The organism is Bacillus sp. FSL R10-2201, assembly GCF_038008665.1.
In the GTDB taxonomy this organism is placed as follows: Bacteria; Bacillota; Bacilli; order Bacillales; family Bacillaceae_G; genus Bacillus_A; species Bacillus_A mycoides.
On the sequence record NZ_JBBOZP010000001.1, the window covers coordinates 1,164,487 to 1,191,023 of the forward strand.

General features: G+C 37.0%; 28 protein-coding genes and 1 pseudogene. 18 read left to right on the forward strand and 11 right to left on the reverse strand.

Features of this window, described 5'->3' with window-relative positions; translation table 11 throughout:
* The first annotated feature begins 86 nt into the window (after nucleotides 1-86).
* Nucleotides 87-989, forward strand: coding sequence for a fumarylacetoacetate hydrolase family protein (locus tag NSQ69_RS06010; RefSeq protein WP_078206356.1), 903 nt, complete (start codon nucleotides 87-89; stop codon nucleotides 987-989).
* Nucleotides 990-1,023: 34 nt separating this feature from the next.
* Here the strand turns inward: NSQ69_RS06010 and NSQ69_RS06015 are convergent, their stop codons facing one another.
* Complete coding sequence (locus NSQ69_RS06015; RefSeq protein WP_000925332.1) at nucleotides 1,024-1,308, reverse strand: hypothetical protein; 285 nt, start codon at nucleotides 1,306-1,308, stop codon at nucleotides 1,024-1,026.
* 105 nt (nucleotides 1,309-1,413) lie between these two features.
* Complete coding sequence (gene rocD, locus NSQ69_RS06020) at nucleotides 1,414-2,604, reverse strand: ornithine aminotransferase (RefSeq protein WP_000616665.1); 1,191 nt, start codon at nucleotides 2,602-2,604, stop codon at nucleotides 1,414-1,416.
* Between the two features lie 150 nt (nucleotides 2,605-2,754).
* Here rocD and NSQ69_RS06025 point away from each other — a divergent pair, with 150 nt between their 5' ends.
* On the forward strand, nucleotides 2,755-3,120 hold the full coding sequence (locus NSQ69_RS06025) for a YisL family protein (protein WP_000233497.1): 366 nt from the start codon (nucleotides 2,755-2,757) through the stop codon (nucleotides 3,118-3,120).
* A gap of 57 nt (nucleotides 3,121-3,177) precedes the next feature.
* Here NSQ69_RS06025 and NSQ69_RS06030 read toward each other — a convergent pair whose 3' ends face one another.
* Nucleotides 3,178-3,732, reverse strand: coding sequence for a DUF2777 domain-containing protein (locus NSQ69_RS06030; protein WP_002125899.1), 555 nt, complete (start codon nucleotides 3,730-3,732; stop codon nucleotides 3,178-3,180).
* 242 nt (nucleotides 3,733-3,974) lie between these two features.
* Here NSQ69_RS06030 and asnB point away from each other — a divergent pair, with 242 nt between their 5' ends.
* The 3 genes and pseudogenes from asnB to katB all read left to right on the forward strand — a co-directional run bounded on the left by asnB (nucleotide 3,975) and on the right by katB (nucleotide 7,992).
* Nucleotides 3,975-5,822 carry an asparagine synthase (glutamine-hydrolyzing) gene (gene asnB, locus NSQ69_RS06035; protein WP_002125901.1) on the forward strand — a complete coding sequence of 616 codons (1,848 nt, stop codon included), beginning with the start codon at nucleotides 3,975-3,977 and terminating at the stop codon, nucleotides 5,820-5,822.
* A gap of 189 nt (nucleotides 5,823-6,011) precedes the next feature.
* A pseudogene (locus NSQ69_RS06040) lies at nucleotides 6,012-6,467 on the forward strand (ferrochelatase).
* 58 nt (nucleotides 6,468-6,525) lie between these two features.
* Nucleotides 6,526-7,992: a catalase KatB gene (gene katB, locus NSQ69_RS06045; RefSeq protein WP_078202957.1), complete on the forward strand. Its 1,467-nt coding sequence runs from the start codon at nucleotides 6,526-6,528 to the stop codon at nucleotides 7,990-7,992.
* A 207-nt stretch (nucleotides 7,993-8,199) separates the two neighbouring features.
* Here katB and NSQ69_RS06050 read toward each other — a convergent pair whose 3' ends face one another.
* Nucleotides 8,200-9,432: an ammonium transporter gene (locus tag NSQ69_RS06050; protein ID WP_003187921.1), complete on the reverse strand. Its 1,233-nt coding sequence runs from the start codon at nucleotides 9,430-9,432 to the stop codon at nucleotides 8,200-8,202.
* A gap of 157 nt (nucleotides 9,433-9,589) precedes the next feature.
* Between NSQ69_RS06050 and NSQ69_RS06055 the strand changes: the two genes are divergently transcribed.
* Nucleotides 9,590-10,951 carry an alpha-amylase family glycosyl hydrolase gene (locus NSQ69_RS06055; protein WP_002125908.1) on the forward strand — a complete coding sequence of 454 codons (1,362 nt, stop codon included), beginning with the start codon at nucleotides 9,590-9,592 and terminating at the stop codon, nucleotides 10,949-10,951.
* Between the two features lie 17 nt (nucleotides 10,952-10,968).
* On the opposite strand, the gene NSQ69_RS06060 is transcribed toward NSQ69_RS06055, so the two are convergent.
* Nucleotides 10,969-11,460, reverse strand: coding sequence for a YajQ family cyclic di-GMP-binding protein (locus NSQ69_RS06060; RefSeq protein WP_002030284.1), 492 nt, complete (start codon nucleotides 11,458-11,460; stop codon nucleotides 10,969-10,971).
* A 284-nt stretch (nucleotides 11,461-11,744) separates the two neighbouring features.
* Between NSQ69_RS06060 and NSQ69_RS06065 the strand changes: the two genes are divergently transcribed.
* Nucleotides 11,745-12,599 carry a CvfB family protein gene (locus tag NSQ69_RS06065; protein WP_002011240.1) on the forward strand — a complete coding sequence of 285 codons (855 nt, stop codon included), beginning with the start codon at nucleotides 11,745-11,747 and terminating at the stop codon, nucleotides 12,597-12,599.
* A gap of 194 nt (nucleotides 12,600-12,793) precedes the next feature.
* Here the strand turns inward: NSQ69_RS06065 and prsA are convergent, their stop codons facing one another.
* The gene (gene prsA, locus NSQ69_RS06070; RefSeq protein WP_002011303.1) at nucleotides 12,794-13,651 is read right to left on the reverse strand and encodes a peptidylprolyl isomerase PrsA; all 858 of its coding nucleotides are present in this window, start codon (nucleotides 13,649-13,651) and stop codon (nucleotides 12,794-12,796) included.
* Nucleotides 13,652-13,781: 130 nt separating this feature from the next.
* The gene (locus NSQ69_RS06075) at nucleotides 13,782-13,913 is read right to left on the reverse strand and encodes a DUF3941 domain-containing protein (RefSeq protein WP_001120851.1); all 132 of its coding nucleotides are present in this window, start codon (nucleotides 13,911-13,913) and stop codon (nucleotides 13,782-13,784) included.
* 100 nt (nucleotides 13,914-14,013) lie between these two features.
* Between NSQ69_RS06075 and NSQ69_RS06080 the strand changes: the two genes are divergently transcribed.
* The gene (locus NSQ69_RS06080) at nucleotides 14,014-14,871 is read left to right on the forward strand and encodes a YitT family protein (RefSeq protein ID WP_002125914.1); all 858 of its coding nucleotides are present in this window, start codon (nucleotides 14,014-14,016) and stop codon (nucleotides 14,869-14,871) included.
* A gap of 26 nt (nucleotides 14,872-14,897) precedes the next feature.
* Here the strand turns inward: NSQ69_RS06080 and NSQ69_RS06085 are convergent, their stop codons facing one another.
* From NSQ69_RS06085 to NSQ69_RS06095, 3 genes are all read right to left on the reverse strand, one after another.
* Nucleotides 14,898-15,095, reverse strand: coding sequence for a DUF3813 domain-containing protein (locus NSQ69_RS06085; protein WP_002011309.1), 198 nt, complete (start codon nucleotides 15,093-15,095; stop codon nucleotides 14,898-14,900).
* Complete coding sequence (locus tag NSQ69_RS06090; RefSeq protein ID WP_000516816.1) at nucleotides 15,096-15,236, reverse strand: hypothetical protein; 141 nt, start codon at nucleotides 15,234-15,236, stop codon at nucleotides 15,096-15,098.
* 105 nt (nucleotides 15,237-15,341) lie between these two features.
* A complete protein-coding gene (locus NSQ69_RS06095) occupies nucleotides 15,342-16,151 on the reverse strand; it encodes a Cof-type HAD-IIB family hydrolase (protein ID WP_002030271.1) in 810 nt (269 codons plus the stop codon).
* Between the two features lie 490 nt (nucleotides 16,152-16,641).
* Between NSQ69_RS06095 and NSQ69_RS06100 the strand changes: the two genes are divergently transcribed.
* Nucleotides 16,642-16,821 (forward strand): YjzC family protein, encoded by a 180-nt coding sequence (locus NSQ69_RS06100; protein ID WP_000531422.1) that lies wholly within the window; start codon nucleotides 16,642-16,644, stop codon nucleotides 16,819-16,821.
* A gap of 172 nt (nucleotides 16,822-16,993) precedes the next feature.
* Complete coding sequence (gene clpB / locus NSQ69_RS06105) at nucleotides 16,994-19,594, forward strand: ATP-dependent chaperone ClpB (protein WP_003187936.1); 2,601 nt, start codon at nucleotides 16,994-16,996, stop codon at nucleotides 19,592-19,594.
* A 33-nt stretch (nucleotides 19,595-19,627) separates the two neighbouring features.
* On the opposite strand, the gene NSQ69_RS06110 is transcribed toward clpB, so the two are convergent.
* Complete coding sequence (locus NSQ69_RS06110) at nucleotides 19,628-19,810, reverse strand: YjzD family protein (RefSeq protein WP_001211111.1); 183 nt, start codon at nucleotides 19,808-19,810, stop codon at nucleotides 19,628-19,630.
* Nucleotides 19,811-19,966: 156 nt separating this feature from the next.
* Between NSQ69_RS06110 and NSQ69_RS06115 the strand changes: the two genes are divergently transcribed.
* The 8 genes from NSQ69_RS06115 (at nucleotide 19,967) to NSQ69_RS06150 (ending at nucleotide 26,437) form a co-directional block, all read left to right on the forward strand.
* Nucleotides 19,967-20,701: a hydrolase gene (locus NSQ69_RS06115; protein WP_002030268.1), complete on the forward strand. Its 735-nt coding sequence runs from the start codon at nucleotides 19,967-19,969 to the stop codon at nucleotides 20,699-20,701.
* Nucleotides 20,702-20,730: 29 nt separating this feature from the next.
* Nucleotides 20,731-21,603, forward strand: coding sequence for an NAD-dependent epimerase/dehydratase family protein (locus NSQ69_RS06120; protein WP_002086991.1), 873 nt, complete (start codon nucleotides 20,731-20,733; stop codon nucleotides 21,601-21,603).
* Between the two features lie 64 nt (nucleotides 21,604-21,667).
* Nucleotides 21,668-21,844 (forward strand): ComZ family protein, encoded by a 177-nt coding sequence (locus NSQ69_RS06125; RefSeq protein ID WP_002011319.1) that lies wholly within the window; start codon nucleotides 21,668-21,670, stop codon nucleotides 21,842-21,844.
* Nucleotides 21,845-22,024: 180 nt separating this feature from the next.
* On the forward strand, nucleotides 22,025-22,285 hold the full coding sequence (locus tag NSQ69_RS06130) for a hypothetical protein (protein WP_033708146.1): 261 nt from the start codon (nucleotides 22,025-22,027) through the stop codon (nucleotides 22,283-22,285).
* A gap of 155 nt (nucleotides 22,286-22,440) precedes the next feature.
* On the forward strand, nucleotides 22,441-23,373 hold the full coding sequence (gene fabH, locus NSQ69_RS06135; RefSeq protein ID WP_001100550.1) for a beta-ketoacyl-ACP synthase III: 933 nt from the start codon (nucleotides 22,441-22,443) through the stop codon (nucleotides 23,371-23,373).
* A gap of 31 nt (nucleotides 23,374-23,404) precedes the next feature.
* The gene (fabF, locus tag NSQ69_RS06140) at nucleotides 23,405-24,643 is read left to right on the forward strand and encodes a beta-ketoacyl-ACP synthase II (protein WP_002030364.1); all 1,239 of its coding nucleotides are present in this window, start codon (nucleotides 23,405-23,407) and stop codon (nucleotides 24,641-24,643) included.
* A gap of 115 nt (nucleotides 24,644-24,758) precedes the next feature.
* Nucleotides 24,759-25,550 carry a DUF2268 domain-containing protein gene (locus tag NSQ69_RS06145; protein ID WP_002030365.1) on the forward strand — a complete coding sequence of 264 codons (792 nt, stop codon included), beginning with the start codon at nucleotides 24,759-24,761 and terminating at the stop codon, nucleotides 25,548-25,550.
* Between the two features lie 140 nt (nucleotides 25,551-25,690).
* A complete protein-coding gene (locus NSQ69_RS06150; RefSeq protein WP_002030367.1) occupies nucleotides 25,691-26,437 on the forward strand; it encodes a YjbA family protein in 747 nt (248 codons plus the stop codon).
* Nucleotides 26,438-26,537: the final 100 nt, after the last annotated feature.

Here is a 26,537-nt window from a genome sequence, read left to right on the forward strand (position 1 = left end):
TGTAAAAATTAGCGTGTGTAAGAAGGTTTTTTTCTTAAGGATGCGAATACAATTATAGGGTATGAGTTTTAGGATGGAGAGTGGAAATGTTGCGTTTTGTAACGGCGAAGAAAGAAGAAAAAGTGTTTGTAGGTATTGTGGATGAAGAGGAAGAAAAGGTATTACATTTAAGAGAAGCGCAAAGACAAAAAGGGGAAAAGGTTACTATCCCAATTACCATGTTAGAGTGTATTGAAAGAGGAAGCGAATGTCTTGAGAAAGTGTACGATATTGTAAATTGGGCGAAGGAAAATGCGGGATCGGCGTATTATCCGTTAGCAGAGGTGAAAATATTAGCACCGATTCCAAGGCCGAGAAAAAATATTCTTTGTGTTGGAAAGAACTATCGTGAGCATGCGGTAGAAATGGGCGGAGTAGAGTCTATCCCTGAAAATATAATGATTTTTACAAAGGCGCCAACAACAGTGATTGGAATTGATGAGCAAATTAATGGTCACCCTCACGCGACGAATGAACTTGATTATGAAGGTGAACTAGCAATCGTTATCGGTAAGCGAGGGAAACAAATAAAAATAGAAAAAGCTCTTGATCATGTTTTTGGATATACAGTTATAAATGATGTAACTGCTCGGGATATTCAAAGAAAACATAAACAATTTTTCCTAGGGAAAAGTTTCGATACATTTTGTCCGATGGGACCGTATTTAATTCATAAATCGATGGTTAGAACGCCGAATGCATTACACATTGAAACAGTGGTAAATGGAGAAGTAAGGCAAACTTCAAATACGAGAGAAATGATTTTTTCAGTAGAAGAAATTATTTCAACTATAAGTAAAGGCATGACATTAGAGCCAGGAGATATCATTGCAACAGGGACACCAGCTGGTGTTGGTAAAGGTTTTACACCACCGAAATTTTTACATGCTGGTGATGAAGTTGTTATTACAGTAGAGGGAATTGGTACGTTAAAAAATATAGTGAAATGAAAAAAGAGCTATCTTGTGAAAAGATAGCTCTTTTCTATGGGCGTGGATTAACGGAGTAATCTATGATGGCGAAAATATACAATCCGATTAATGCTAAAGTACAAATTCCAATTAGCATAACTGCAAGTGCGCTTCTCTCACGGCCAAAACCGATAATTGTAAGGAAAACAGCAGCCCAAAATGATGTTTTGAGTAGTGTGAATGTATTAGGAGTTGAATAATGACTGAGTAAAGTTGTAGATAATATGAAGCCGATGAATGTCATAGAAATAAAAATTGTAGCTAAATTGTTAATGTGTTTACCGTATTTCAATAGCATACAGTTACCCCCTTTTTAACAAAAACAGAATATTCAATTTTATTTTACGATAAACTACTAAAAAAAGAAAGAGGTTGTCCTATATTTAGGACAACCTCACTATGATTAAGATAGTACAGCTTTAATTTTTTGGAACGCCCACTCTAAATCTTCTTCAGAGATTACTAGAGGTGGTGCAATACGAATTACGTTTTCGTGTGTTTCTTTACATAATAGCCCAGCTGCTTTTAGTTGTTCACAGTAAGGACGAGCTGGCTCGTTTAATTCGATACCGATGAATAAACCTTTACCGCGAATGTCAGTAATCATTGGGTTATCAATTTCTTTTAATTGCCCAACTAGTTTTTCTCCTAATTGAAGAGAACGCTCTGTTAATTTTTCTTCTTCTAATACTTCAAGAGCTGCAATAGAAACAGCACATGCAAGTGGGTTACCACCGAATGTAGAACCGTGAGAACCTGGCTCGAATACACCTAAAATGTCGCTGTTTGCTGCAACACAAGAGATTGGGAATACGCCGCCGCCAAGTGCTTTACCAAGTATGTACATGTCAGGAGTTACATTGTCCCAGTCACAAGCAAATACTTTACCCGTACGGCCTAAGCCTGTTTGGATTTCATCTGCTACGAATAAAACGTTTTCTTTTTTACATACTTCAAAAGCTTCTTGTAAGAAACCAGCTGGTGGAATGTTAATTCCTGCTTCACCTTGGATTGGCTCTAAAATGAATGCAGCTGTATTTGGTGTAATCGCAGCTTTTAACGCTTCTAAATCACCATAAGGAATTACAATAATGCCAGGAAGCATTGGACCGAAGCCGCGCTTGTACTCTTCGTTTGATGACATAGAAACAGCACCCATTGTACGTCCGTGGAAGTTATCTTCACAAACGATGATTTCTGCACGGTTTGCTTCTACCTTTTTCACATCATAAGCCCAGCGACGAGCTGTTTTAATTGCAGTTTCAACAGCCTCTGCGCCTGTATTCATAGGAAGTACCATATTTTTATTTGTTAGTTTCGCAACTTTTTCGTACCAAGGACCTAATTGATCGCTATGGAAAGCACGAGAAGTTAACGTCACTCGATTAGCTTGGTCAATTAAAGCGTTAATGATTTTTGGATGACGATGACCTTGGTTTACTGCAGAATATGCACTTAATAAGTCCATATAGCGGTTTCCTTCAGGATCTTCTACCCAAACGCCTTCTGCTTTAGAAATAACGATTGGAAGTGGATGGTAGTTATTTGCCCCGTATGTGTCTGTAAGTTCGATAATATCCTTAGTTTGAATCATGATTGTTCCCCCTTTTGTTATTACAAGAAGTTTGTAAATACTCTAAATATTATAGCATTTAAATATAAAAAAGCGAAACATTTCCTGAAAATATATGAACATGTTATCATATAGAGTGAAAAAGTGTGAAAAAGAGGAGGCAGGGATACGATGGTACATATGCATATTACAGCATGGGCGTTAGGATTAATTTTATTCTTCGTTGCGTATTCACTTTATTCAGCAGGAAGAAAAGGTAAAGGTGTACATATGGGGCTTCGCCTTATGTATATCATCATTATTGTGACCGGTTTCATGTTGTACATGAGTATTGTGAAGACGGCAACAGGTAGCATGCACATGTGGTACGGCATGAAAATGCTAGCTGGTATATTAGTAATCGCTGGAATGGAAATGGTTCTTGTGAAAATGAGCAAGAACAAAGCAACAGGGGCATTTTGGGGATTATTTATTGTTGCACTAGTAGCGGTATTTTACCTTGGACTGAAATTACCGATTGGTTGGCAAGTATTCTAATAAAAAATAAAACCACCTTATGATCTCAAATATTTGGGAGATAAGGTGGTTTTTATTTTATGTCGCATCAATATGCAACTCTTCTCCGTTTACTTTCGTAAATCGCAAAATATTTTTATTAGAGGAAGAGTGGCGTACAAAATGATGCTGCAATGTACAAATCATTTCGTCGTTATCGAATAAAAGAATATTTACTCCTTCGCATGCTTCCTCTTTTGGCAAGAAGGATAAATAATTATGACAATACATGCAATCATATAAAGAGTAATGAAGCGATTGTAATGCCTCAGTTAATAATGTAAAGACAGAGTCAGGTAATTCCTCAAGCCATTCATTATAGCTAAGAAGTAATTTTTTACGAATTCGTATCATTTCTCCGTTTTGGAGAGAATGTTGTTCATTTGCAATTTGTAATATGTCTTGTTCATAAAAACGAGCTGGTAGCCAATTGTTGTTATATAAAATTTCAAAACCATCTTCAGCAATATCTTCTAATAGAAAAGCCTCATCATTTTCATCATCAAAGAATACCCATTCTTTGTTTATATATTCTACATTACCGACTGTATGAGCGCGCGGTTGGTTATACAAAATATGTTTGCGTTGTATCATAGTTCATTTCTCCTTTTATAGAAATAGTTATTCTTGTTATGGACAGTTCGTACGTTCTTTATAACTAGACACACCTAAAGATAGATGGGCATACAATAAAACACGCTTTACACTGTGAAACTGCTATTCCATATATGGATAGTTAGTTATCGTCAAGTTTGTTGTTTTTATGTATCCGCACTCATAGGGTGGGGATTACTGCACGTTCAGAAACAGATATTAGATTAGGAAGGATGATTCTTATGTGCGGGATTACAGGATGGGTGGATTATAAACGCTCATTAGAAGGGGAAAGGGACATCGTGACGAAGATGGCGGAAACGCTAGCGAAACGCGGTCCAGATGATAATAAAGTTTGGATTAAAGGGAACGTCGCATTTGGGCATAAACGGTTAATCGTTGTAGATCCTGAAGGTGGTAAACAACCCATGACTTGTTTAAAAAACGAAACGAGTTATGCGATTTGCTATAACGGAGAGCTCTACAATACAGAAGATATTCGCAAAGAGTTATTAAGAAGAGGTTATACATTTAAAGGGCATTCCGATACAGAAGTACTATTGGCATCTTATATTGAATGGAAAGAAGAATGTGTCGATCATTTAAACGGTATATATGCGTTTGCAGTATGGGATGAGAAAAATGAACGAGTCTTTATTGCCAGAGATCGATTAGGTGTAAAACCGCTTTTTTATAAATATGATAGCGGACGATTATTATTTGGTTCAGAGTTAAAAGCGATACTAGTGCATCCAGATGTGAAGGCGGAAGTAACGTTAGAAGGGTTGTCAGAAATATTTGGCCTCGGACCATCTAGAACGCCTGGTCACGGTGTATATGCTGGTATTCAAGAACTGCGTCCGGGTCATGCAATGACGTTCTCAAAAGACGGTTTATGCATATGGAGATATTGGAATGTAGAAAGTAAAAAACATGAAGATTCATTTGAAGAAACAGTAGAGAAAACTCGTTTTTTATTACAAGATGCGATTACGAGACAATTAGTTTCTGACGTACCACTATGCACTTTTTTATCAGGAGGTGTAGATTCAAGTGCTATCACAGCAATTGCCGCGAAAGAGTATGAAAGATCAGGGAAAGGTCAATTGCACACGTATTCTGTTGACTATGAAGATAACGACAAATATTTTAAAGCGAATGCGTTTCAGCCGAATTCAGATGCACCATTTATTAATTTAATGACAGAGACATTTCAAACAATTCATCATCGCTGCGTCATTTCTAATGAACAACTAGCACAGTATTTAACAGAAGCAGTACTCGTTCGCGATTTGCCTGGTATGGCAGATATTGATTCTTCATTATTATGGTTTTGCCGTGAAATAAAACAAGATTTTGTCGTCGGTTTATCTGGAGAATGTGCAGATGAAATATTCGGCGGTTATCCGTGGTTTTATAGAGAAGATGATTTACAATCAAGTGCATTTCCGTGGATGCGTTCTACAGAAGCGCGTGAACAACTTCTGAAGAAAGAATGGAGAAATAAATTAAATTTACAACAATATGTACAACAACGCTATGAAGAATCCATTCAAGAAGTTCCTATTTTAGAGGGAGAAAGCCCATTAGAAGCGAAGAGACGACAATTATTTTATTTAAACATGGTATGGTTTATGACAACATTATTAGACAGAAAAGACCGTATGAGTATGGGGGCAAGCTTAGAAGTACGCGTTCCATTTGCGGACCACCGACTTGTCGAATATGCGTGGAATATTCCTTGGGAAATGAAAATGTATAAAAACCGCGAAAAAGGTCTATTGCGTAAGGCTTTAGAAGGATTACTTCCAAATGATATATTGTATAGAAAGAAAAGTCCGTATCCGAAAACGCATAACCCGCACTATACGAAAGCAGTCACAGTATGGCTCCAAGATTTATTAACGGATAAAGGCTCAATTTTGCATGAATTGTTCGATAAGGAGCAATTGAGCGGATTGATCCAGTCTGGCGGCAGTGCATTTCAAAAACCGTGGTTCGGTCAATTAATGACAGGTCCTCAACTTTTAGCTCATTTAGCACAAATTCATGTTTGGTTTAAAGAGTATGGGGTGAATATTAAGGAATAGGGAAAGAGCGGCTTATATTTATGTGAGCCGCTCTTTTTCTTAAATAAATTGTCATATAAAATTCGGAATCATATTAGAAATAATACTTATTTAGAATTATTATTTTGACATAATTATTATTGTTTGTTATAATTGGAAACAAATGTTCTTGAAAAAGATTCTCATTTCCAAAATTGAGGTGCTATATAGATGACGAAGAAGAAAATAGGTTTGCTTGTAATGGCATATGGAACACCGGAGTCATTAGATGATGTAGAAGCTTATTATACTCACATTCGTCATGGGCGTAAGCCATCTCTGAAGAAGCGCTCCAAAATTTAATCGGACGGTATAAAGCAATTAGTGGAATTTCACCGCTTGGGAAAATAATGAAAGAGCAGGCGCATAAATTAACAGATTCAATGAATAAAATGTTTACAGAGTATGAATTTGTTTGTTACTTAGGTTTAAAACACATTGCTCGATTTAGAAGTTTTATATGACACCGATTATGAATGTAAAGTTGTAACTGATGAATTAAATGGCACATATTTTAGACTAAATATGCCCAATTCACAATCTGTATTTATTGATTGTTTAGCTGAAATTGCTTCCAAAAAAATAAAGGAAATAGTTGACAAGGATTTAATTTTGAATAATAATTAGTTTATAATAATTTTAAATAAATAATAATTACTATAAAAGAAAGAGGAGGATCCCCCTGATGAATCCAAATAATCGCTTAACAACAAATCAAGGTGCTCCAGTTGGAGATAACCAAAATTCTCGTACAGCTGGTCGCCGTGGACCAGTATTGTTAGAAGACTATCATTTAGTAGAAAAACTTGCTCACTTTGATCGTGAACGTATTCCTGAGCGTGTTGTGCATGCACGTGGTGCAGGTGCTCACGGCGTATTCGTAACGAAAAACAGCATGAAGCAATATACGAAAGCAGCGTTTTTACAAAATGAAGGAACTGAAACACCTGTATTCGTTCGTTTCTCAACGGTTATTCATGGCCAAGGTTCTCCAGAGACAGCTCGTGATCCGCGTGGGTTCGCTGTTAAATTTTATACAGAAGAAGGAAACTACGATATCGTAGGTAACCATTTACCAGTTTTCTTCATTCGTGATGCAATTAAATTCCCTGACATGGTGCATTCATTAAAGCCAGCACCTGATACAAATGTTCAAACACCAGATCGTTACTGGGATTTCATGACGTTAACTCCAGAATCTACACATATGATGACGTGGGTATTTTCTGATTATGGTACACCGGCAAACTACCGTGAAATGGAAGGATTCGGCGTACATTCATTTAAATGGATTAATGCAGAAGGTAAAATTGTTTACATTAAATATCATTGGAAGCCACAGCAAGGTGTGCGTAACTTAAGTGCAAAAGAAGTCGAGCAAGTGCAAGGAAAAGACTTCAATCATGCAACTCGTGATTTATTCGATGCAATCGAAAAAGGAAATTATCCGAAGTGGGATTTACACGTACAAGTGATGCAACTAGAAGAAACGGATTCTTTAGATTTCGATCCATTAGATCCGACGAAAGTATGGCCAGAAGATCGTTTCCCATTAATTGAAGTAGGGACGATGACGTTAAATCGTAACCCGAAAAACTTCTTTGCGGAAGTAGAACAAGTGGCGTTCTCTCCAAGTGCAACTGTAAATGGTATTGAACCATCTGAAGATAAATTATTGCAAGGTCGTTTATTCTCTTACCCAGATACACAGCGTTACCGCCTTGGTGCAAACTATTTACAAATTCCTGTAAACTGCCCATACGCAGCTGTTCGTAATCAACAACGTGATGGTGCGATGCAAGTGGATCAAAACCCATCTACAATAAACTACGAACCGAGCCGTCATACTGAAAATCCAGTTGAAGACCCAACTTACCGCGATTCAACTATGAAAGTAGAAGGCTACGTATCTCGTGAAAAAATTGACAAACCAAATGATTTCAAGCAAGCGGGTGAGCGTTACCGTTCATTCTCTAAAGAAGAGCAAGAAAACTTAATTGCAAACTTAACAAATGACTTAAAAGACGTAAATGAGCGCACGAAATTATTAGCTGTTTGTAATTTCTTCCGTGCAGATCAAGAGTATGGAATACGCTTAGCGCAAGCTTTAAATGTTGATATTACGCAATATGTAGGGAATACTCCGAAATAAATAGGAAAAGACGACTGTTAAACGGTCGTCTTTTTTGTGTAAAATCATGCAGGGTATTTTTCGTTTTAGTTATGTCGGAATTTGTTGGTAAATCGATATATTTGAAAAAAACGTTGATATATTTACGAAAATACAAGGCGGGGTATGCTGCCGCCCTGTACAATAAAAAGAGAGGCAATCTACTACCAATAGATTGCCTCTCTTTTTTTAGTTCACTCGCTCAGTATACTCATAAGCTTTCTCACCATGCATCGAAATATCAAGCCCCATATGTTCCTCATGCTCATCGACTCGAACAGGGAGGAAGAAGTTGATCGCTTTAATAATGGCATACGTCATTATGATTGTGAATGCATATGTTGCTCCTATTGCTACAAGTTGTTTGAAAAGGAGAGCTGCGTTTCCGTAAAATAATCCGTTAGCGCCATCACCGTTTACAGTAGTGGTTGCAAATAGTCCAGTTGCAATACCACCCCAAGTTCCTCCGATGCCGTGGCATCCAAATGCATCGAGTGTATCGTCGTATCCGAACTTCGTTTTTAAGAAGAAGACAGCGCCAAAGCATAATATACCGCCAATTGCTCCGATAAGAAGAGCGGAGAAAGGTGTAACGAATCCGCAAGCCGGCGTAATTGCGACTAAACCAGAAACAACCCCACAAGCAGCTCCCATCGCAGTCGGCTTCGATTGGAAGAACCATTCAGAAAGCATCCAAGTTAGAGCTGAGGCAGCGGCGGCTATATTTGTATTAATAAATGCAGTTAAAGCTACGTCATTTAAAGATAATGCACTACCGACGTTAAAACCGAACCAGCCGAACCAGAGTAAGCCTGCGCCTAACATTGTAAATGGTAAATGATGAGGAGAGGTGCCGCTTATGTTTTTTCGTTTTCCTAGGAAAATAGCTAATACAAGACCGGCAACACCAGATGTGATATGAACGACATTACCGCCAGCGAAGTCTAACGCGCCGAGTTCTCTCAGCCATCCGCCAACGCCCCATACCCAATGAGCGACAGGATTGTAAACGATTGTTGTCCAAAGAAGGATGAAAATAAGAAAGGCAGAAAATCGCATTCTTTCGGCGAATGCACCTGAAATTAAAGCGGGAGTTAAAATAGCGAACATGAGTTGGAACATCATAAATAAATTGTGAGGAATAGTAGATGAGTAGTCTGGATTTGGTGCGTAGGTAACTCCGTTTAGAGCGAACCAATCGAGATTGCCGATAAGTCCGTGCCAATCTGGTCCGAATGATAAAGAATAGCCGATAACAATCCATTGAATCGAAACGATAGCCATTGCGCTATAACTATGCATTGTCGTGCTGAGTACGTTTTTACTGCGAACCATGCCCCCGTAAAAAAGTGCCAATCCTGGTGTCATCAACATGACCATTACTGTCGTTACAAACATAAAAACTGTATCTCCCGTATTCATTCTCTCTCCTCCTATGATGTTAGAAAAAATAACATCGTCTTGTTATGTTTCATATCATATTCGAAATAAAAAGAAAAATCAACTAAAAATTCAGAAAACTTTTTAAGTGATGTTAGAAAATCTAACATTAGGTATTTTGGATGGATAAAATCAACGTATGCGATTTGTTCTAATAATTGGTATAATATTCTTACAATTAGAAGTTTGGGGGATGCGTGTGAAAAAAATATGGACTAAGGAACTATTCATTTGTTTTTGTTTAGCTGTTATTTTGTTTGTACCAGTACATACTTTTGCGGAAGAAAAAAGGGAATGGCGAGATGAAGTTATATATTCCATTATGATTGATCGCTTTAATAACGGAGAACCGAAAAATGACAAACAGTTAGACGTTGGTAATTTAGAAGGGTATCAGGGCGGAGATATAAGAGGGATTATAAAAAGATTGGACTACATAAAAGAAATGGGATTTACTACTATTATGCTTTCGCCGCTTTTTGAAAGTGAAAAGTATGATGGATTAGGCGTTCGAAACTTTCAAAAAGTAAATGAACATTTCGGAACAGAAAATGATGTGAAAGAACTTGTAAAAGTGGCTCATCAAAAAGGAATGAAAGTTGTCTTTCAATTTCCGTATGCAGAAAATGAGCAACAATTAATAGACTCGATGAAATGGTGGATAAAAGAAGTTGATTTAGACGGAAGTTATGTGATACATAGTGAAAAAAAGCCGCGTGCTTTTTGGGATGAAGTGCAAAAGGATTTGCAGAAGGTAAAGAAAGATTTTCGCATTATGACAAAGGAAGATAATGAGTACTATAAAAAAATAGTAGAGTCATTTTCAAAAGCAGATATGTCTGTGAAACCTTTATATGATGTGAGCGGAAAAGAAGAGGAATTCGCTACGTTTTTAGATAATCAAGAAACAAAGAGATTTGCACGTATTGCAAAAGAAAATATGTATTACCCACCGTCTCGTTTAAAACTAGCGATCACTTACTTATTAACATCCCCGGGGATACCGAATTTTTATTACGGAACTGAAATCGCATTAGATGGGGGAGATGCTCCAGATAATAGACGATTAATGGATTTCAAATCTGATGAGAAGTTTATGCAGCACATAACGAAGCTAGGTGAACTTAGACAAGCGAGACCATCTTTACGACGTGGTACGTTTGAACTTCTATATGATAAAGATGGAATGAGTATATTAAAACGAAAGTATAAAGATGAAGTAACACTAGTAGCGATTAATAATACGAAAGAGACGAAAAAGGTTTCCTTACCTGTAAGTGCAATTGGTGAAAAACAAGAGTTAAGAGGATTGTTAGAAGACGAAATTATAAGAGAAGAAAACGGAAAGTTTTATCTTGTTTTAAAGCGCGAAGAGTCGAATGTGTATAAAGTTAGCGAAGAAACAGGTGTGAATTGGTTGTTTATCTCCTTAATAGTCGGTGTGAACGTATTATTTATTGCTTTTTTAATTGCGGTTAAAAAGAAAAGATCCTCTGTATAGATAGAGGATCTTTTTTCTTAGCGGTAGTTAATGAACTGTACGTCGATTGGTAAGTCGACGCTGCGAACGGCTGCGATTACTGCTTGTAAGTCATCACGGCTTTTCGCTGTTACGCGTACTTGGTCATCTTGTACTTGCGTTTTTACTTTTAATTTCATTTCTTTAATGATGTTGTTAATTTTTTTCGCGTTATCTTTATCGATACCTTGTTGCAGAGTTGCACGTTGGCGAACAGTATTACCAGATGCAGTTTCAACTTTTCCGTAGTCCAAGTTTTTAATTGGAACGTTACGTTTTACAAGCTTAGAAATTAGAACGTCTTTTACTTGGTCTAATTTGAACTCGTCATCAGAAGTTAAAACAAGTACTTCTTTTTCTAATTTAATATCACTTTTACTACCTTTAAAGTCATATCGGTTTTGGATTTCCTTTAATGCGATGTTAATTGCGTTTGTTACTTCAGGTAATTCTACTTTCGAAACGATGTCAAAAGAACTCTCTTTTGCCATAGTTAGCACCTCCAAATAAATTTCTATCTTTTCATGCACCTAAATAGGCTATGTAATATACATATTAAAGTATAGCGGAAAATACATCGATTAGATAGAGTGTTGCAACTTAAGTGTTTTGACGGATCATCCGTAGGGGAATATAGTCCTATAGATACAGTCTTTATTTAATTATAGTGAATTTTGGGCAGTTGGACAAATAAAGGAAAAATCGTGTTATAATTAACTTTTGTTTGGAATGATAAAAAAGATAACTTTATATATAGAGAAGGGAATTAAAAAATATGTATTTGCAATTAGGATCGATTGAACAGGTAACTGTTTTACGCGAAACGGAAATCGGATATATGGTTGGAAACGAAGAGGAAGAAATCTTCCTACATAAAAACGAATTAGCTGGAGAAATTGCAGAAGGCGATACGATTGATGTATTCTTATACCTTGATCACCAAAATCGTATTTCAGCAACAATGAAGGAACCAATTATTACAACACATGATTGGAATTGGGTAAAGGTTGTAGAAGTTATTCCTAGTTTAGGTGTGTTTGTTGATATTGGTGTATCAAAAGATATACTAATTCCACTTGATGAGTTTCCAATTTATATGCCAGTATGGCCTCAAGAAGGCGACGAATTATATTGTACGTTAAAATTAACGAATCGTGATCGTTTAATCGCTCTTCCGGCAAGAGACAGTGATATGCAAGAAATTATCGTAGATGCAACGCCATCTATGCGTAATAAAAACGTAAATGGACGTGTGTATCGCTCACTTCAAGTTGGTTCATTCATACTAACTGACGAGCATTTCCGTGCTTTCTTACACCATACAGAAAGAAAAGAACAAGTCCGCATCGGTGAGCGCGTAACAGGTCGTATTATTGACGTAAAAGATGACGGTACAATTAACATTTCACTTCTTCCTCGTAAAGAAGAAGGAATGGAAGATGATGCAGCAGTACTTTATGCATATATGGAAGAACGAGGCGGAGCGATGCCGTTTTGGGATAAGAGCAACCCAGAAGACATTAAAGAACGTTTCAATATGAGTAAAGCTGCCTTTAAGCGCGCACTTGGTAAACTGATGAAAGAAGAAAAGATTTACCAAGAAGAAGGCTGGACTTACTTTAAGAAATAAGATAAATGAAAAAGAACTATTTTTTCTCTAAGTTTATTAGGGAGGAGGTAGTTCTTTTTGCGTTCAGTAAAATAAAGACGACTTAATAGATATATTAATCGAAGTAGAGGCAGAACTAGATCACATCAATTGGCATTATAAAAGTCTGAAGAAAAAGCACGACCTTATTTGAAAAAATAAGATTGTGCTTTATTTTAGTTCTCTTTCCCAAAAAGATGAGAAAATGTATCTTTCAAGTCACTATCGTTTATTTTAATATCCGCCTTTTTTAATTCATCTTGTAATAATTTTTGACCGAAGGAAGGGTCGGCAAGACGTTCTTCTTCTAAGTCTTTACGTATAGAGTCTTTCACTTTATCGTAAGGTTGTAAATCTTTTTTATCAGTTAGTTTAATAATGTGATAGCCGTTTGGTGATTTTACGGGATTGCTAATTTGGCCGGGCTTTAATTTGTAGGCAGCTTTTTCAAATTCAGGTGTCATTTTTCCTGCCCCGAAGTATCCGAGGTCTCCGCCATTATCTTTTGATGCTAAATCTTGAGATTCTTGTTTTGCTAATTCTTCAAATGAAGTGCCGGTATCTAATTTCTTCTTTATCTCTTTCGCTTCATTTTCGTTACTTACTAAAATGTGACTAGCTTTAATTTCTGGTTTATAGTGGTCTTTCACATCTTTTTCTGTAACGCTTTGTTTAATCGCTTCATTCAATGCAAGTTTGAATTTAATTTGATTTTTGAAATCTTCTTCATCTTTTAAACGATTATTTTCTAGTGTTGCTTTGAATTGTTCTCCATATTGATCTTTTGCTTTTTCTACTTCTTTATCTACTGCATCATCAGATACTTTATATTTTTTAGTAATAACATCTTGTGCTACCATTTCGTATAGCGTGTCTTTTCCGTATCGATCTTTCAATTGTTTTTCGAAATCGCTCTTCGTAATGGTTGAGTTTGTTGTTGTAGCGATTGTGGCCGAGTCATTTTTTTGTCCGCAAGCAGATAGCATTAATATACTTATTAGTGCAGTGATAATGAATGTACTTTTTCCTTTCATGCTAACACCTCATCCGAATATGTTATCGCTATTGTAGAATATAGAAGTGAACATGAAGTGAATTTTTAATGTTTTTTCCCTGTAAAATGTAAAAAAAGTACATCAACATTAACGTTGATGTACGATGTAATCAAAGGTGATCGGTTTTCTTAGAATATGCACGTTTTCCTTGCTGAATATTTTTTTGCTCTTGTTCATTTTTTTGAGTGCGCTTTGCATTATTGTCGCGTGCTTTTTTGTCGTTATCGCTAGTATGTGGCATATGTATCAACTCCATTTCTAAACGTTGTATGTTTATCATTTCCTTTTTCGTAAAGACTATGTATAGCGGTGCATTTATGAATACTAAAGGTGGATTAGAAATGGATTTGAAGCTGAATTATACTGAACTTATTAAGAAGTTAGTCGTTGTAATTATTGCGGGTTTATTAAATGCGATTGGGATGAATTTATTTTTAACACCAGCGAAAGTGTATGCGAGTGGTTTTGCTGGATTGTCTCAATTATTGTCACAAATATTAGGTGACTTTTTATCTATTCATATATCTACGGGGGTATTGTTTAGTTTGTTTAATATTCCTGTCGTTATTTTAGCGTGGAAAAAGGTTGGGAAGGCCTTTACATTTTTTAGTTTTCTTTGTGTTGTATTTATGACTTTGTTTTTAGAAATTATCCCAGTTAGAGCGGTTTCGCACGATATTATATTGAATGCGATTTTTGGTGGGATTATTTCAGCGATTGGGGTAGGGGTTGCTTTAAAGTGGGGGGCTTCTACAGGTGGTCTAGATATTATTGCTATGATTTTATCAAAAATAAAAGATAAGCCTGTCGGCACGTATTTTTTCTTCTTTAATGCACTTATCATTATCGCTGCTGGCTACGTGTATGGATGGGAGAAGGCATTATATACTTTAGTCACTTTGTATGTATCAACGAGAATTATTGATGCGATTCATACCCGTCATGTGAAGATTACGGCATTAATTGTTACAAAGAACGGGGCAGATGTGCGAAAAGCGATTCACTCTCGCTTAGTGAGGGGGATTACAACTATACCAGCAACAGGTGCTTATACAAATGAAAATAAAGAAATGTTAATGATTGTTATTACTCGTTACGAGTTGTACGAATTAGAGAGGGTTATTAAACAAGTGGACCCAGGTGCATTTACAAATATACTGCAAACGGTCGGTGTGTTTGGATTGTTTAGAAAAGATTAAGGAGGACCAAAGCTGGTCCTCCTTTTTTAATGCGAATTCGTAATGTTTTGCAATTGCTCCTGCATTTCACGTAGCTGAACTTTTTCAGCAGTTGAAGAGTTTGCATAAGCAGAGTGCAAAGAGTTTTTTGCTCTATAAACGAGTTCCTGTTGTTCAGCGCCACTTGAACAAGAAACGGCACTTGAAACAGCGTCTCTAGCTTGTTGGAATAGTAAGTTCCCCATTTAAACCCCTCCAAATGAAGAGTTACTTCTCGCTTTTTCTGCCTCAGCTAATGTACCTCTGTACGGGAATCTTGCATCATGCTTCATAACAGCATCGGCTCCTTGCTGGATAAAACGCTTTGATTTGTTCTTTTTACCCATTCGAAAAACCCCCTTTATTTAGCTGAAAACAATTGACGCGCTTTCTCTTGCGTCTAATAATAGTATGAGCGTTTGGCGAGAAACTATAAGCAGGGAATTTTTAGATTACAATCCAAGAACCTCTTCTAAATATAGAGCGATACCATCTTCTTCATTCGTTAATGTCGTATGATTTGCAAGTGATTTTAATTCAGGAATCGCATTACCCATTGCGATTCCATGACCAGCAAATTCGATCATTTCAAAGTCGTTATCCTCATCACCAAAAGCGATAATTCGCTCTTTAGGAATATTATAATGGCCTGAAATTTTTTGTAATCCGACAGCTTTATTTAATCCGCTTTTTACAATTTCAATAATTGGCCAAGGCGCACCCCATTTTCTATGGTCGATGACTTCAGCATGCATATCTGTTAAATGTTGGCGAATTGCAGCAGAATGCTCGTCATGTGCATCGATTAATAAGCAAGTTGGATGGTCGTTTAAAATATTTAATAAATCTCCTGTGAAAATCTTTGGAGAACCGAATTCAAAAATATGTTTTTTATCTTCATCAATTTCACGGACATACACATCATCGATGACTTCAGCATAGACATTTTTCACGCCGAAATCAAAGCAAGCTCGGACGATTTCTTGCGCTGTTGAAAGTTCAAGAGGAGAGTGATGTGTTCCCCAACTTGAATCAAGAGGGTGATGCACGTAAGCTCCATTAAAGTTTACGATTGGTGTGTTAAGGCTAAGTTCTTTATAATAATCGTAACTAGCGCGGAATGGACGCCCTGTTGAAATAACGACAATATGTCCTTGTTCTTTTGCTTTTGCAATTGTGTTTTTCGTTCTTGGAGAAATTATTTTGTTGTCTGTTAATAAAGTTCCGTCTAAGTCTAATGCGATTAAATGTTGTTTGTTCATAATTTCACCTCTTATAATAAATTTTTTGATTCTATCTGTATTTCCGTTTTTTATATGCAGAAATAAGAGGTTAGACTGGGTGAAACTACTGTAGATGAAAGTTTCACTATATATCCATCTTACGTCGCGAAGCGCTGTGGTGTCTACTATTTCTCGTTGGAAATTAGGAAAAGTCAATATCTTTTTAGAAAGTTCAAACAATGTTTCTTTCATTATGTACAATTTGTGAAAAGGGTTACATTGTTTGAATGATGCGACTTATAATGAACATGTAATCTTCTCGTATATGTTTGACTCTCCTTTGAAACTGGCCTAAAGTAGGTTGGTTTCTTTTTTTTCAACAAATATGCCAATAATTCCTGCTTAAGCTTGTGTAATTATATATATGTACATGGGTAAACCGTAGTACTTGTTTCCTAAACATGACAGAAAAGCTTTCTTTTAAAATGGATATACTAATGAGGCAAGACGTCATGGAAGGAGAATGGAAATGGGACAAAATCGCAGGTTTCGTTCAGGGCAAAAGGCGCCAAATGATGGCATTTACGTAGAAATTGGTGAAACGGGAAGTATGGTGAAAAATCCGCAAATGGTACAATTAACTGCCGGTGAAAAGTTTCCAGATAACACGAATCATAACCGTCAGTGGACATATAAAAGAAAACCGTAACAGAAGCCGCAATCGTTATTGCGGCTTTTTTGATTAGGAAAATGAATGTTACTTTTTTCTTTTTCCAATAATAAGTTTGAACTACATAAGCAAAATTATTGTATAAAAAAGTCAGTTGGCGTATAATCAAATCAAAGGTCAAAGAAAGTCAAACATTTGGAGGGCTGTAAAGATGGACTTAAATCAAATGACAACGAAAACACAGGAAGCGATTATGAGTGCTCAATCTTTAGCGGTATCTCATCATCATCAAGAAGTAGATACTGTTCATCTATTGCTTACGTTATTAGAGCAGCAAGACGGATTAACAGTACGTATTTTTCAAAAAATGAATGTCGATATAGAAGCGTTAAAGCAAGGTGTAGAAAGTTTAATTAAGAAGAAGCCTTCTGTAACTGGAAGCGGGGCAGAGGCAGGGAAATTATATGTAACAGGTGCTTTGCAACAACTGCTTGTAAGAGCAGGAAAAGAAGCGGAGAAATTGCGAGATGACTACATTTCAATCGAACATGTATTACTTGCTTTTTCTGAAGAAAAAGGCGATATAAATCAATTATTCGCAAAATTTTATATTACGAAAGATAACTTATTACAGTCTTTAATGACAGTTCGGGGGAATCAAAGAGTGACTAGTCAAAATCCAGAAGCAACTTATGAAGCGTTAGAAAAATATGGCCGTGATTTAGTGGCTGAAGTAAGAGCGGGGAAAATTGATCCTGTAATTGGCAGAGATAGTGAAATTCGCCGCGTGATCCGCATTCTTTCACGCAAAACGAAAAATAACCCCGTTTTAATCGGAGAGCCAGGTGTTGGTAAAACAGCAATCGTTGAAGGATTAGCGCAGCGTATTGTGAAAAAAGATGTCCCAGAAGGATTAAAAGATAGAACAATTTTCGCTTTAGATATGAGTGCACTTGTGGCCGGAGCAAAATTCCGCGGTGAGTTTGAAGAACGTCTGCAAGCTGTATTAAATGAAATTAAAAAGAGTGAAGGTCGCATTTTATTATTCATTGATGAACTTCATACAATCGTCGGCGCTGGTAAAACAGAAGGAGCGATGGATGCGGGAAATATGTTAAAACCAATGCTAGCGCGTGGTGAACTGCATTGTATCGGGGCAACGACATTAGATGAATACCGTAAATATATTGAGAAAGATCCAGCGTTAGAAAGACGTTTCCAACAAGTGTTAGCAGAAGAGCCAACTGTTGAGGATACAATTTCCATTTTACGTGGTTTAAAAGAGCGTTTTGAAATTTATCACGGTGTAAATATTCATGATCGCGCGATTGTAGCGGCATCTGTTTTATCAGATCGATATATTTCGGATCGTTTCTTGCCCGATAAAGCAATTGATCTTGTTGATGAAGCTTGTGCAACAATTCGAACAGAAATTGATTCTATGCCAACAGAACTAGATGAAGTAACGCGCCGCATTATGCAGCTGGAAATTGAAGAAGCTGCTCTTGGGAAAGAAAAGGACTTAGGTAGTCAAGAGCGCCTAAAAACATTGCAACGTGAATTATCGGATTTAAAAGAAGTTGCAAGTAGTATGAGAGCGAAATGGGAGAAAGAAAAAGAAGACATTCATAAAGTGCGTGACTTACGTGAACATTTAGAGCGCTTGCGCCGTGAGTTAGAAGAAGCAGAAGGAAATTACGATTTAAATAAAGCAGCTGAGCTTCGCCACGGGAAAATTCCAGCTATCGAAAAAGAGTTAAAAGAAGCGGAAGAGATGGGTGCACATAATAAACAAGAGAATCGTTTATTACGCGAGGAAGTAAGTGAAGAAGAAATTGCAGACATTGTTTCAAGGTGGACTGGTATTCCTGTCGCAAAACTCGTTGAAGGTGAACGTGAGAAATTATTACGTCTTGAACAAATTTTATCAGAGCGTGTTATCGGTCAAGAGGAAGCGGTAAGCCTTGTATCAGACGCAGTACTTCGTGCTCGCGCTGGTATTAAAGATCCGAATCGTCCAATTGGTTCATTTATTTTCTTAGGCCCTACAGGTGTTGGTAAAACTGAGCTTGCAAAAACGTTAGCGCAAACATTATTTGACAGTGAAGAGCAAATGATTCGTATCGATATGTCTGAGTATATGGAGAAACACGCAGTGTCACGCTTAATTGGAGCGCCTCCTGGATATGTTGGATATGAAGAAGGTGGTCAATTAACAGAAGCAGTAAGACGTAAACCATATTCTGTTATTTTGTTAGATGAAATCGAAAAAGCACATCCAGAAGTATTCAACATTTTATTACAAATGTTAGACGATGGACGCATTACAGATTCACAAGGACGTACAGTAGACTTTAAAAATACGGTTATTATTATGACTTCAAATATTGGATCTGCTCACTTATTAGAAGGGCTAGAAGAAGATGGTTCTATTAAAGAAGAGTCAAGAGAACTTGTAATGGGACAATTAAGAGGACATTTCCGACCAGAATTCTTAAACCGTGTCGATGAAATTATTTTATTCAAACCTCTTACAAGGAATGAAATTAAAGGTATTGTTGATAAGATTGTACAAGAATTACAAGGGCGTTTAGCAGATCGCCACATATCATTAGAATTGACGGAATCTGCAAAAGAATTTGTTGTAGAAGCTGGATTCGATCCGCTGTACGGAGCTCGTCCGTTAAAACGATACGTACAGCGTCAAGTTGAGACGAAATTAGCGAGAGAATTAATTGCAGGAGTGATTACTGACAATAGTCACGTAGTGGTTGATGTAGAAAATAACGAATTAGTCGTGCGCGTGAAGTAAAAAAAGAGTTCGGATAAAATCCGGACTCTTTTTTTAGTGTTGTTCTACTGGCTCGTTTGGAATCGCAGCTGCAATCGCTAATACTAATACCGCAAGAACAACTGAGAAAATAGACGCTTGGTTAAAATCGTATGTACCGCCAGTCATAGAGCCGATTACATAGCTCATCATATGTACAAGTGCGAACGACCAAATTAATGCCCAAATGAAACGCATATTTTACACCTCTATTCGTTCAATCTGTCCTTATTGTAACACAATTGAAAAAAGAATATAGAAAAATATTTGTAGATTTTTCAACGCAAATTTGCATTCTGTTCATACATTATAAAAGAGTACTTTTATACGTTTAGAAAATAAGGCGGGGGAAAAATGAGTATTACGGAACGTTTTTTTTACTTAGAAAAAGAACCATGTGTAATTTATTTACCGGAAAAGCCAAATGGATTTTCTGTTATGCTCCTAGGAGATTATAACTATTTTATTGAGAATGGTACAAGTTTATGGACACAGCATGCAGGGAGAGCTTATTTTTTACAGGGCCTTATTGAAAAAGGCTATACGGTCTTTTCATCTAACTTATACGGAAGGCATTGGGGAAACGATCGAGCTGTTCGTCTTGCAAAACGTTTGTATGATGTCGTTCTAAGAAAAGAGACGTTGAATGCGAAAATGCACATTATGGCAGATGGTATGGGAGCGCTTGTAGCACTGGAGATGATGAACAAATACCCTGAATGTATACGTTCTGTCGTTATGTTAAATCCGTGTTTAGATTTACCAGAATATGTGGATTTTGAGAAAGAGCATAAGTTTTTTTACAAAAGATTAGTGAAGGAATTAAGTTTGGCGTATGATTCCAAAGAAGAAGAATTAGAATCAAAAATAAATAAGAAATCATTTGCGCTTCTGCCGTCTTGTGTACCTGTTAAAGTTTTTGTCTCAACACAGGAAAAAAGAGGAAGAAAACAATTGTTACGTAAATACGAGAAAATGAGGCAATTCAATCAATGCGATACTTCTGTTTTATTCCATCTGCAAGATGTGAAATATAAAATGGTTAGACAAACGACTGATTTCTTTAAAAAATATGAAGAAGAATTGTGAAGCTCCCATATACATAAATGAGGAGCTATTTGTTTCAAGGGGAAAGGGTTGGTGGTATGAAACGCGTGCTGATTATAGGTGCACTTACGTTTGTAGGTTATCACCTTGTGAATAAAATGATTGCAGAAGAAGTAGAAGTATATGGTCTTGATTTTGATGAATTTGATAGTATGACAAAAATTAATGAAGAGAAATTATTGTTGATTGGGCGGAATGCGTTATTTACGTACTATTCTATAAGGGATGAAGATGGATGGCGATCGGTAGAGGAAGAGAGTTTCGATACAGTTTATTTTTGCTTGTATGAACCGAATCAGCAAAGTGGATTTCGGAATGAAAGGGTCATATTACAATATTTAAAACGAATCGTAAGGATGTGTGAAAAAAATAAAGTAAAGTTAAATCTAATTTCTTCTATTGAAATAGGAAGCACTGAAGAATCCGAAAACAAACATCTATTTTCGAAAGTGGAAGAAGGGTTGAAAAAAGGCGAATTACAATATAGTGCATATCGAGTTCCTACATTATATGGGCCGTGGCAACCGTCGTTTATGATGTATCATCAGCTTATTTTATCAGAACTTGATGAAAAAGAGTGCCGTTGTATAAATGGAGAAAAAGGAAGTGATTTACTTTACGTTGAAGATGTATGTGAATATTTATGGGAAAATGGAATGAATGTAAAACACCTCGGTATATATAATTTACTTAGTGGAAAAGAAGAGTTATGGGAAAAAGGTATGAGTCTTTTACATGCAGATGATAAAGTAAATAACAAAAATGTGGAAGTAAGGGATGAAGCTGTAGAGGTTATTTCTATTCAAAAAAATACACCAGTAGAATTCGGTTTAAATAAACAATTGGCACATATGAAAAAATATAAAGAGTTATACGAAGGGTAGCATGCATGTTACACTATTGTATGGATAATTGATTGAAAAGCTTTAATGGAGAGGAAGAGATTACATGAACGAAAAAAGTATGCAATTTTTACAAATCGCAATGAAGCATTTACCAGAAGCAAAGGCAATTTTAGATTCTAATGGAATTGCACTTGATATGGAGAAAGCACAGCCGGTGTTAGAGCTATTGATGAAAGTAATGGGCGAAGCATATGAGCTTGGGAAAGCAGATAAAGAATAAAAAAACCCTTCTTTTTTGATGGAAGAGAGGCTCGAACCGTGGATAGAAGCGGTAAGGGCCTTTTTTTATTTCGAGCGAGGTAAGACCAGAGAGATGATGAGGTTAAAGGGAAAGGTTATGAGGAGAACGTCTTAGTTTTGAAGGAAAGCAGATAAAGAATAAAAAAACCCTTCTTTTTTGATGGAAGAGAGGCTCGAGCCGTGGATAGAAGCGGTTGGGGCCTTTTTTTGTTTCGAGTGGAGTGAAAACCAGAGGGATGATGAGGCTAAAGTGGAAGGTTATGAGGAGAAGGTCTTAGTTTTGAAGGGAAAGCAGATAAAGAATAAAACCAAATCCTTCTTTTTTGATGGGAGAGAGGCTCGAGCTGTGGATAGAAGCGGTAAGGGCTTTTTTTGTTGCGAGCGGAGTAAGGTCAAAAGTATTGGGAAGTTTATCTTTTGAAAGGATAGGGATTTTTCTGTTTCTTTTAATGAAAAATAAAGTTAGTAATACGCTGTCTTATTTTTTTAGCTGAAATATATTCTAGACAAAAGTACATTTATGTTTTAAAATTAGTACCAAGTCATAATAATTGATATAAAACGGAGGGCTGCGATGTGAACGTGGGCATTTTAGGGATCGGAAGATATGTGCCAGAAAAAGTAGTCACAAATCACGATTTAGAGAAAATCGTAGATACATCTGATGAATGGATTCGTACGAGAACGGGAATTGCAGAAAGACGCATTGCCGATGATACAATAGATACTTCATATATGGCGGTAGAGGCTTCTAAAAAAGCACTTGAAGATGCCGGGATTAGCGGAGAGGATATCGATCTTATTTTAGTGGCAACAGTAACGCCAGATCGCGCATTCCCAGCAGTAGCTTGTGTAATCCAAGAAGCAATTGGCGCAAAACACGCAGCAGCAATGGATTTAAGTGCAGCATGTGCTGGCTTTATGTACGGAATGATTACAGCGCAGCAATTTATTCAAACGGGAACTTATAAAAATGTATTAGTAGTTGGTAGTGACAAACTATCTAAAATTGTAGACTGGAACGATCGAAATACAGCAGTACTATTTGGGGACGGAGCAGGTGCTATCGTAATGGGAGCTGTTTCGGAAGGAAAAGGTGTACTTTCTTTTGAATTAGGAGCGGACGGAAGTGGCGGTAAGCATCTTTATCAAGACGAGTATGTTATGATGAACGGCAGAGAAGTCTTTAAATTTGCTGTTCGCCAACTTGGTGATTCCTGTCTTCGCGTGTTAGAAAAAGCGGGACTTACGAAAGAGGATGTGGACTTCTTAGTACCACATCAAGCGAATATTCGTATTATGGAATCTGCAAGAGAAAGATTAAATTTACCGAAAGAAAAAATGAGTATGACAATTGAAAAGTTCGGTAATACATCGGCTTCTTCAATTCCAATTGCAATGGTAGAGGAATTGCAAAATGGACGTATTCAAGATGGTGATTTAATTATACTAGTCGGTTTTGGCGGCGGGTTAACATGGGGAGCAGTAGCTCTTCGTTGGGGTAAATAAGGACTGAGAGAAAAAAAGGAGTGTATTTTGTATGGAAAAAAAGAGGGTCGTAATTACAGGGCTAGGAGCTGTTACACCGATCGGAACAGATGTTGAAACAGCTTGGGAAAACATTAAAAACGGTGTATCCGGAATCGGACGACTTACAAGAATAGATTCAGAACAAATTCCTGCAAAAGTAGCAGCAGAAATTAACGACTTTGAAGTCGAAAAATATATAGATAAAAAAGAAGCGCGCCGTATGGACCGCTTTACGCAATATGCAGTAGCAGCAGCGAAAATGGCAGTTGCGGATGCGAAGCTTGAAATTACAGAAGAAAATGCACCACGCATTGGTGTATGGGTTGGTTCTGGTATTGGTGGTATGGAAACATACGAAGAACAATTTAAGATTTTTACTGAAAAAGGTCCGCGCCGCGTGAGCCCATTCTTCGTACCAATGATGATTCCAGATATGGCAGCAGGTCAAGTGTCAATCGCTACAGGAGCGAAAGGAATTAATACTTGCTCTGTAACAGCTTGTGCATCTGGAGCAAACTCAATTGGTGATGCGTTTAAAGTAATCCAGCGCGGTGATGCTGATGCGATGATAACAGGCGGAGCAGAAGCGCCATTAACAAGTATGGCATTCGCTGGGTTTAGCTCAGCGAAAGCATTAACATTCAATGAAGATCCAGCAACGGCTTGCCGCCCATTCGATAAAAATCGTAGCGGTTTCGTAATGGGTGAAGGATCAGGAATTCTTATTCTTGAAGAATTAGAGCACGCATTAGCACGTGGTGCTCACATTTATGCGGAAATTGCTGGTTACGGTGCAACTGGTGATGCGTTCCATATTACAATGCCTGCTCCTGGCGGTGAAGGCGGAGTTCGTGCGATGCGTCAAGCTTTAGCTGATGCAGGTCTAGAGCCAAAAGATATTGATTACATTAATGCACATGGTACAAGTACAGATGCAAATGAAAAGTATGAAACGATGGCAATTAAAGAAACTTTCGGTGAGCATGCATATAAAGTAGCGATTAGCTCAACGAAATCAATGACAGGTCATTTATTAGGAGCAGCTGGTGCTGTTGAAGCGATCTTCTCTATTAAATCAATTACAGACGGAGTAATTCCTCCGACGATTAACTATGAAACACCAGATCCAGAATGTGATTTAGATTACGTACCAAATACAGCGAGGCATCAAGAAGTGCGAGCTGTATTAAGTAATTCATTAGGATTCGGTGGTCATAACGCAGTATTAGTATTTAAAGCATATAAATAATATGTACAATAAGGTGTCTTTTCGTAAAGTATTACGAAAAGACACCTTATTTATTTTTAATCACCTTTACGTTCCTTTCTTTTTTGCATATACATAAGAAAAGGAGGGATGAAGGTTGGGGGTTGTTGAAACGGCAGAATGGTTACATCTGTATTATGGACGTCCAGAGAAGCTTTGTGAGAAATTTACAAAGTATATTCCATTGCCAAAAGAGAGGCTGTATCGCTTTTTAATCTCTAAAGGTATGTATCGCCCAGTAATGCGGGGGGAGCAGGAAATTAAAGAGTTAGAGAAGAAAGAAATTTGGAAAGAACTTAGCATGGAGTATGAAAAATTGAAAGGTTGGCTAAAAGGTCCAGATGTCCCTATCTTTATTTTATTATCAGATTCATACAATCGAACTGTACAAGAGGAATATAACGGGAAGGCTGGCTTATCTATGCGTCACGTTATTTTCTTATTCGTATGTGGACGTAATTCAGTAGAGGAACTAAAAGCTTTATTAACGCATGAATACCATCATATATGTAGGTTACATCAAATTGAGACGAAAGAAACAGAGTATACATTACTTGATACGATGATTATGGAAGGGTTAGCTGAGCAAGCTGTGTATGAAAGGTATACAGAAAAAAGATGTGCACCGTGGACTACTTACATTTCAAAAGAAGATGCTATTTATTATTGGAGGAATTCAATACAAGAACGAATAGGCGTAAAGAGAGGTACGAGGGAGCATGATGTTTTATTAAATGGACTGCACTCGTATCCGAAAATGCTTGGCTATGCACTTGGATTTCATATTGTGAAAGATTGTGTAGCATTTGAAGGAGAAAATACACTTTCTTTATTATCTATAGATGCGAAAGAAATATTGAATAAAGCAAATACATTTCATGTTTCATGAAAAACAGGGGAGCTATCTCCTGTTTTTTAATATTATAGAAGAAAAAATAATAATTAGAATATATTTCCTCAAGTGGAATAAAGTTAAGCAAAACTGAACATAATGATTGGTACAAACAGTAGTGAAGTGAGGGGTAGTGAATGTTATATCTACATGATGTATGGGTAAATTGGTTTGAAGGTGAAGAGAATGGGTATAACGTTTGTCATTTTTACGAATGGCGGAAAGATGATACGATTGAGCTATTAGATCAAGTGCCATTATTAAAAGTAGATGCCACATTATATCATTACATCGAGAACGAATTATTAGAGCTTCCGCAAAAATTATTGGAAGACGTATATCATAAGGCTTATATTCGTAAAAATCACGAACGTTTGCAACAAGAATATTGTTTTGTAGTTACAGATGGAAAAGGAATTATTGCGATTGATTCAATCGGCTATAATGTGCCAATTAGAAAAAGTAGGCTTATACCGCGTCAAGAACAGATGGTATATGAGATGGTAGAGAATGTGCAAGCAGAAAAGTATGAGTTCCAAGTGGAAGAGATTGAAAAAGAACATCATATTTTATCGCCGTCGCCTTTCATTATGAACGGCCTAACTCGTAAAGAAAGACAGTTAAAACAATTATTATTTATGGCATTAGATCAATTACATACAACGAAAAATCCAGCTGAAATTCGCTATTGGTTCACAGAGTGGGATCCATCAGCGTACGGAATGGTCCAACATATGGAGTTTGAAGATGTTTGGGCTAAACTTTATGATGAAGCGAAAACTGGATGGTCTGAGAAGCACGAGCAATTATGTGAGCGCCTTGTAAAAGGACAGCCGTTTTTTGAAAAGTTATGGGAAATGGAAAATGAGCAGAAGGTAAATTAAAAAAACCGCCAATTGGCGGTTTTTTTTATGGAGGTGACCAAGAATGTTCGGTGGCTTCGCGCCTTCCTGCGAGGCAAAAAACGCCTCTGCGTCAGGAACT

Excerpts from the sequence above, each read along its gene's own strand:
- NSQ69_RS06010 (WP_078206356.1), top strand. The coding sequence starts at position 87 with ATGTTGCGTTTTGTAACGGCGAAGAAAGAAGAAAAAGTGTTTGTAGGT.
- NSQ69_RS06025 (WP_000233497.1), top strand. The coding sequence starts at position 2,755 with ATGGTACATATGCATATTACAGCATGGGCGTTAGGATTAATTTTATTC.
- asnB (WP_002125901.1), top strand. The coding sequence starts at position 3,975 with ATGTGCGGGATTACAGGATGGGTGGATTATAAACGCTCATTAGAAGGG.
- NSQ69_RS06080 (WP_002125914.1), top strand. The coding sequence starts at position 14,014 with ATGGATTTGAAGCTGAATTATACTGAACTTATTAAGAAGTTAGTCGTT.
- NSQ69_RS06055 (WP_002125908.1), top strand. The coding sequence starts at position 9,590 with ATGCGATTTGTTCTAATAATTGGTATAATATTCTTACAATTAGAAGTT.
- NSQ69_RS06090 (WP_000516816.1), bottom strand. The coding sequence starts at position 15,236 with ATGGGTAAAAAGAACAAATCAAAGCGTTTTATCCAGCAAGGAGCCGAT.
- NSQ69_RS06100 (WP_000531422.1), top strand. The coding sequence starts at position 16,642 with ATGGGACAAAATCGCAGGTTTCGTTCAGGGCAAAAGGCGCCAAATGAT.
- NSQ69_RS06115 (WP_002030268.1), top strand. The coding sequence starts at position 19,967 with ATGAGTATTACGGAACGTTTTTTTTACTTAGAAAAAGAACCATGTGTA.
- NSQ69_RS06075 (WP_001120851.1), bottom strand. The coding sequence starts at position 13,913 with ATGCCACATACTAGCGATAACGACAAAAAAGCACGCGACAATAATGCA.
- NSQ69_RS06015 (WP_000925332.1), bottom strand. The coding sequence starts at position 1,308 with ATGCTATTGAAATACGGTAAACACATTAACAATTTAGCTACAATTTTT.
- NSQ69_RS06125 (WP_002011319.1), top strand. The coding sequence starts at position 21,668 with ATGAACGAAAAAAGTATGCAATTTTTACAAATCGCAATGAAGCATTTA.
- clpB (WP_003187936.1), top strand. The coding sequence starts at position 16,994 with ATGGACTTAAATCAAATGACAACGAAAACACAGGAAGCGATTATGAGT.
- rocD (WP_000616665.1), bottom strand. The coding sequence starts at position 2,604 with ATGATTCAAACTAAGGATATTATCGAACTTACAGACACATACGGGGCA.
- NSQ69_RS06150 (WP_002030367.1), top strand. The coding sequence starts at position 25,691 with ATGTTATATCTACATGATGTATGGGTAAATTGGTTTGAAGGTGAAGAG.
- NSQ69_RS06050 (WP_003187921.1), bottom strand. The coding sequence starts at position 9,432 with ATGAATACGGGAGATACAGTTTTTATGTTTGTAACGACAGTAATGGTC.
- katB (WP_078202957.1), top strand. The coding sequence starts at position 6,526 with ATGAATCCAAATAATCGCTTAACAACAAATCAAGGTGCTCCAGTTGGA.
- fabF (WP_002030364.1), top strand. The coding sequence starts at position 23,405 with ATGGAAAAAAAGAGGGTCGTAATTACAGGGCTAGGAGCTGTTACACCG.
- NSQ69_RS06095 (WP_002030271.1), bottom strand. The coding sequence starts at position 16,151 with ATGAACAAACAACATTTAATCGCATTAGACTTAGACGGAACTTTATTA.
- prsA (WP_002011303.1), bottom strand. The coding sequence starts at position 13,651 with ATGAAAGGAAAAAGTACATTCATTATCACTGCACTAATAAGTATATTA.
- NSQ69_RS06030 (WP_002125899.1), bottom strand. The coding sequence starts at position 3,732 with ATGATACAACGCAAACATATTTTGTATAACCAACCGCGCGCTCATACA.
- NSQ69_RS06110 (WP_001211111.1), bottom strand. The coding sequence starts at position 19,810 with ATGCGTTTCATTTGGGCATTAATTTGGTCGTTCGCACTTGTACATATG.
- NSQ69_RS06085 (WP_002011309.1), bottom strand. The coding sequence starts at position 15,095 with ATGGGGAACTTACTATTCCAACAAGCTAGAGACGCTGTTTCAAGTGCC.
- NSQ69_RS06060 (WP_002030284.1), bottom strand. The coding sequence starts at position 11,460 with ATGGCAAAAGAGAGTTCTTTTGACATCGTTTCGAAAGTAGAATTACCT.
- NSQ69_RS06130 (WP_033708146.1), top strand. The coding sequence starts at position 22,025 with ATGGAAGAGAGGCTCGAGCCGTGGATAGAAGCGGTTGGGGCCTTTTTT.
- NSQ69_RS06065 (WP_002011240.1), top strand. The coding sequence starts at position 11,745 with ATGTATTTGCAATTAGGATCGATTGAACAGGTAACTGTTTTACGCGAA.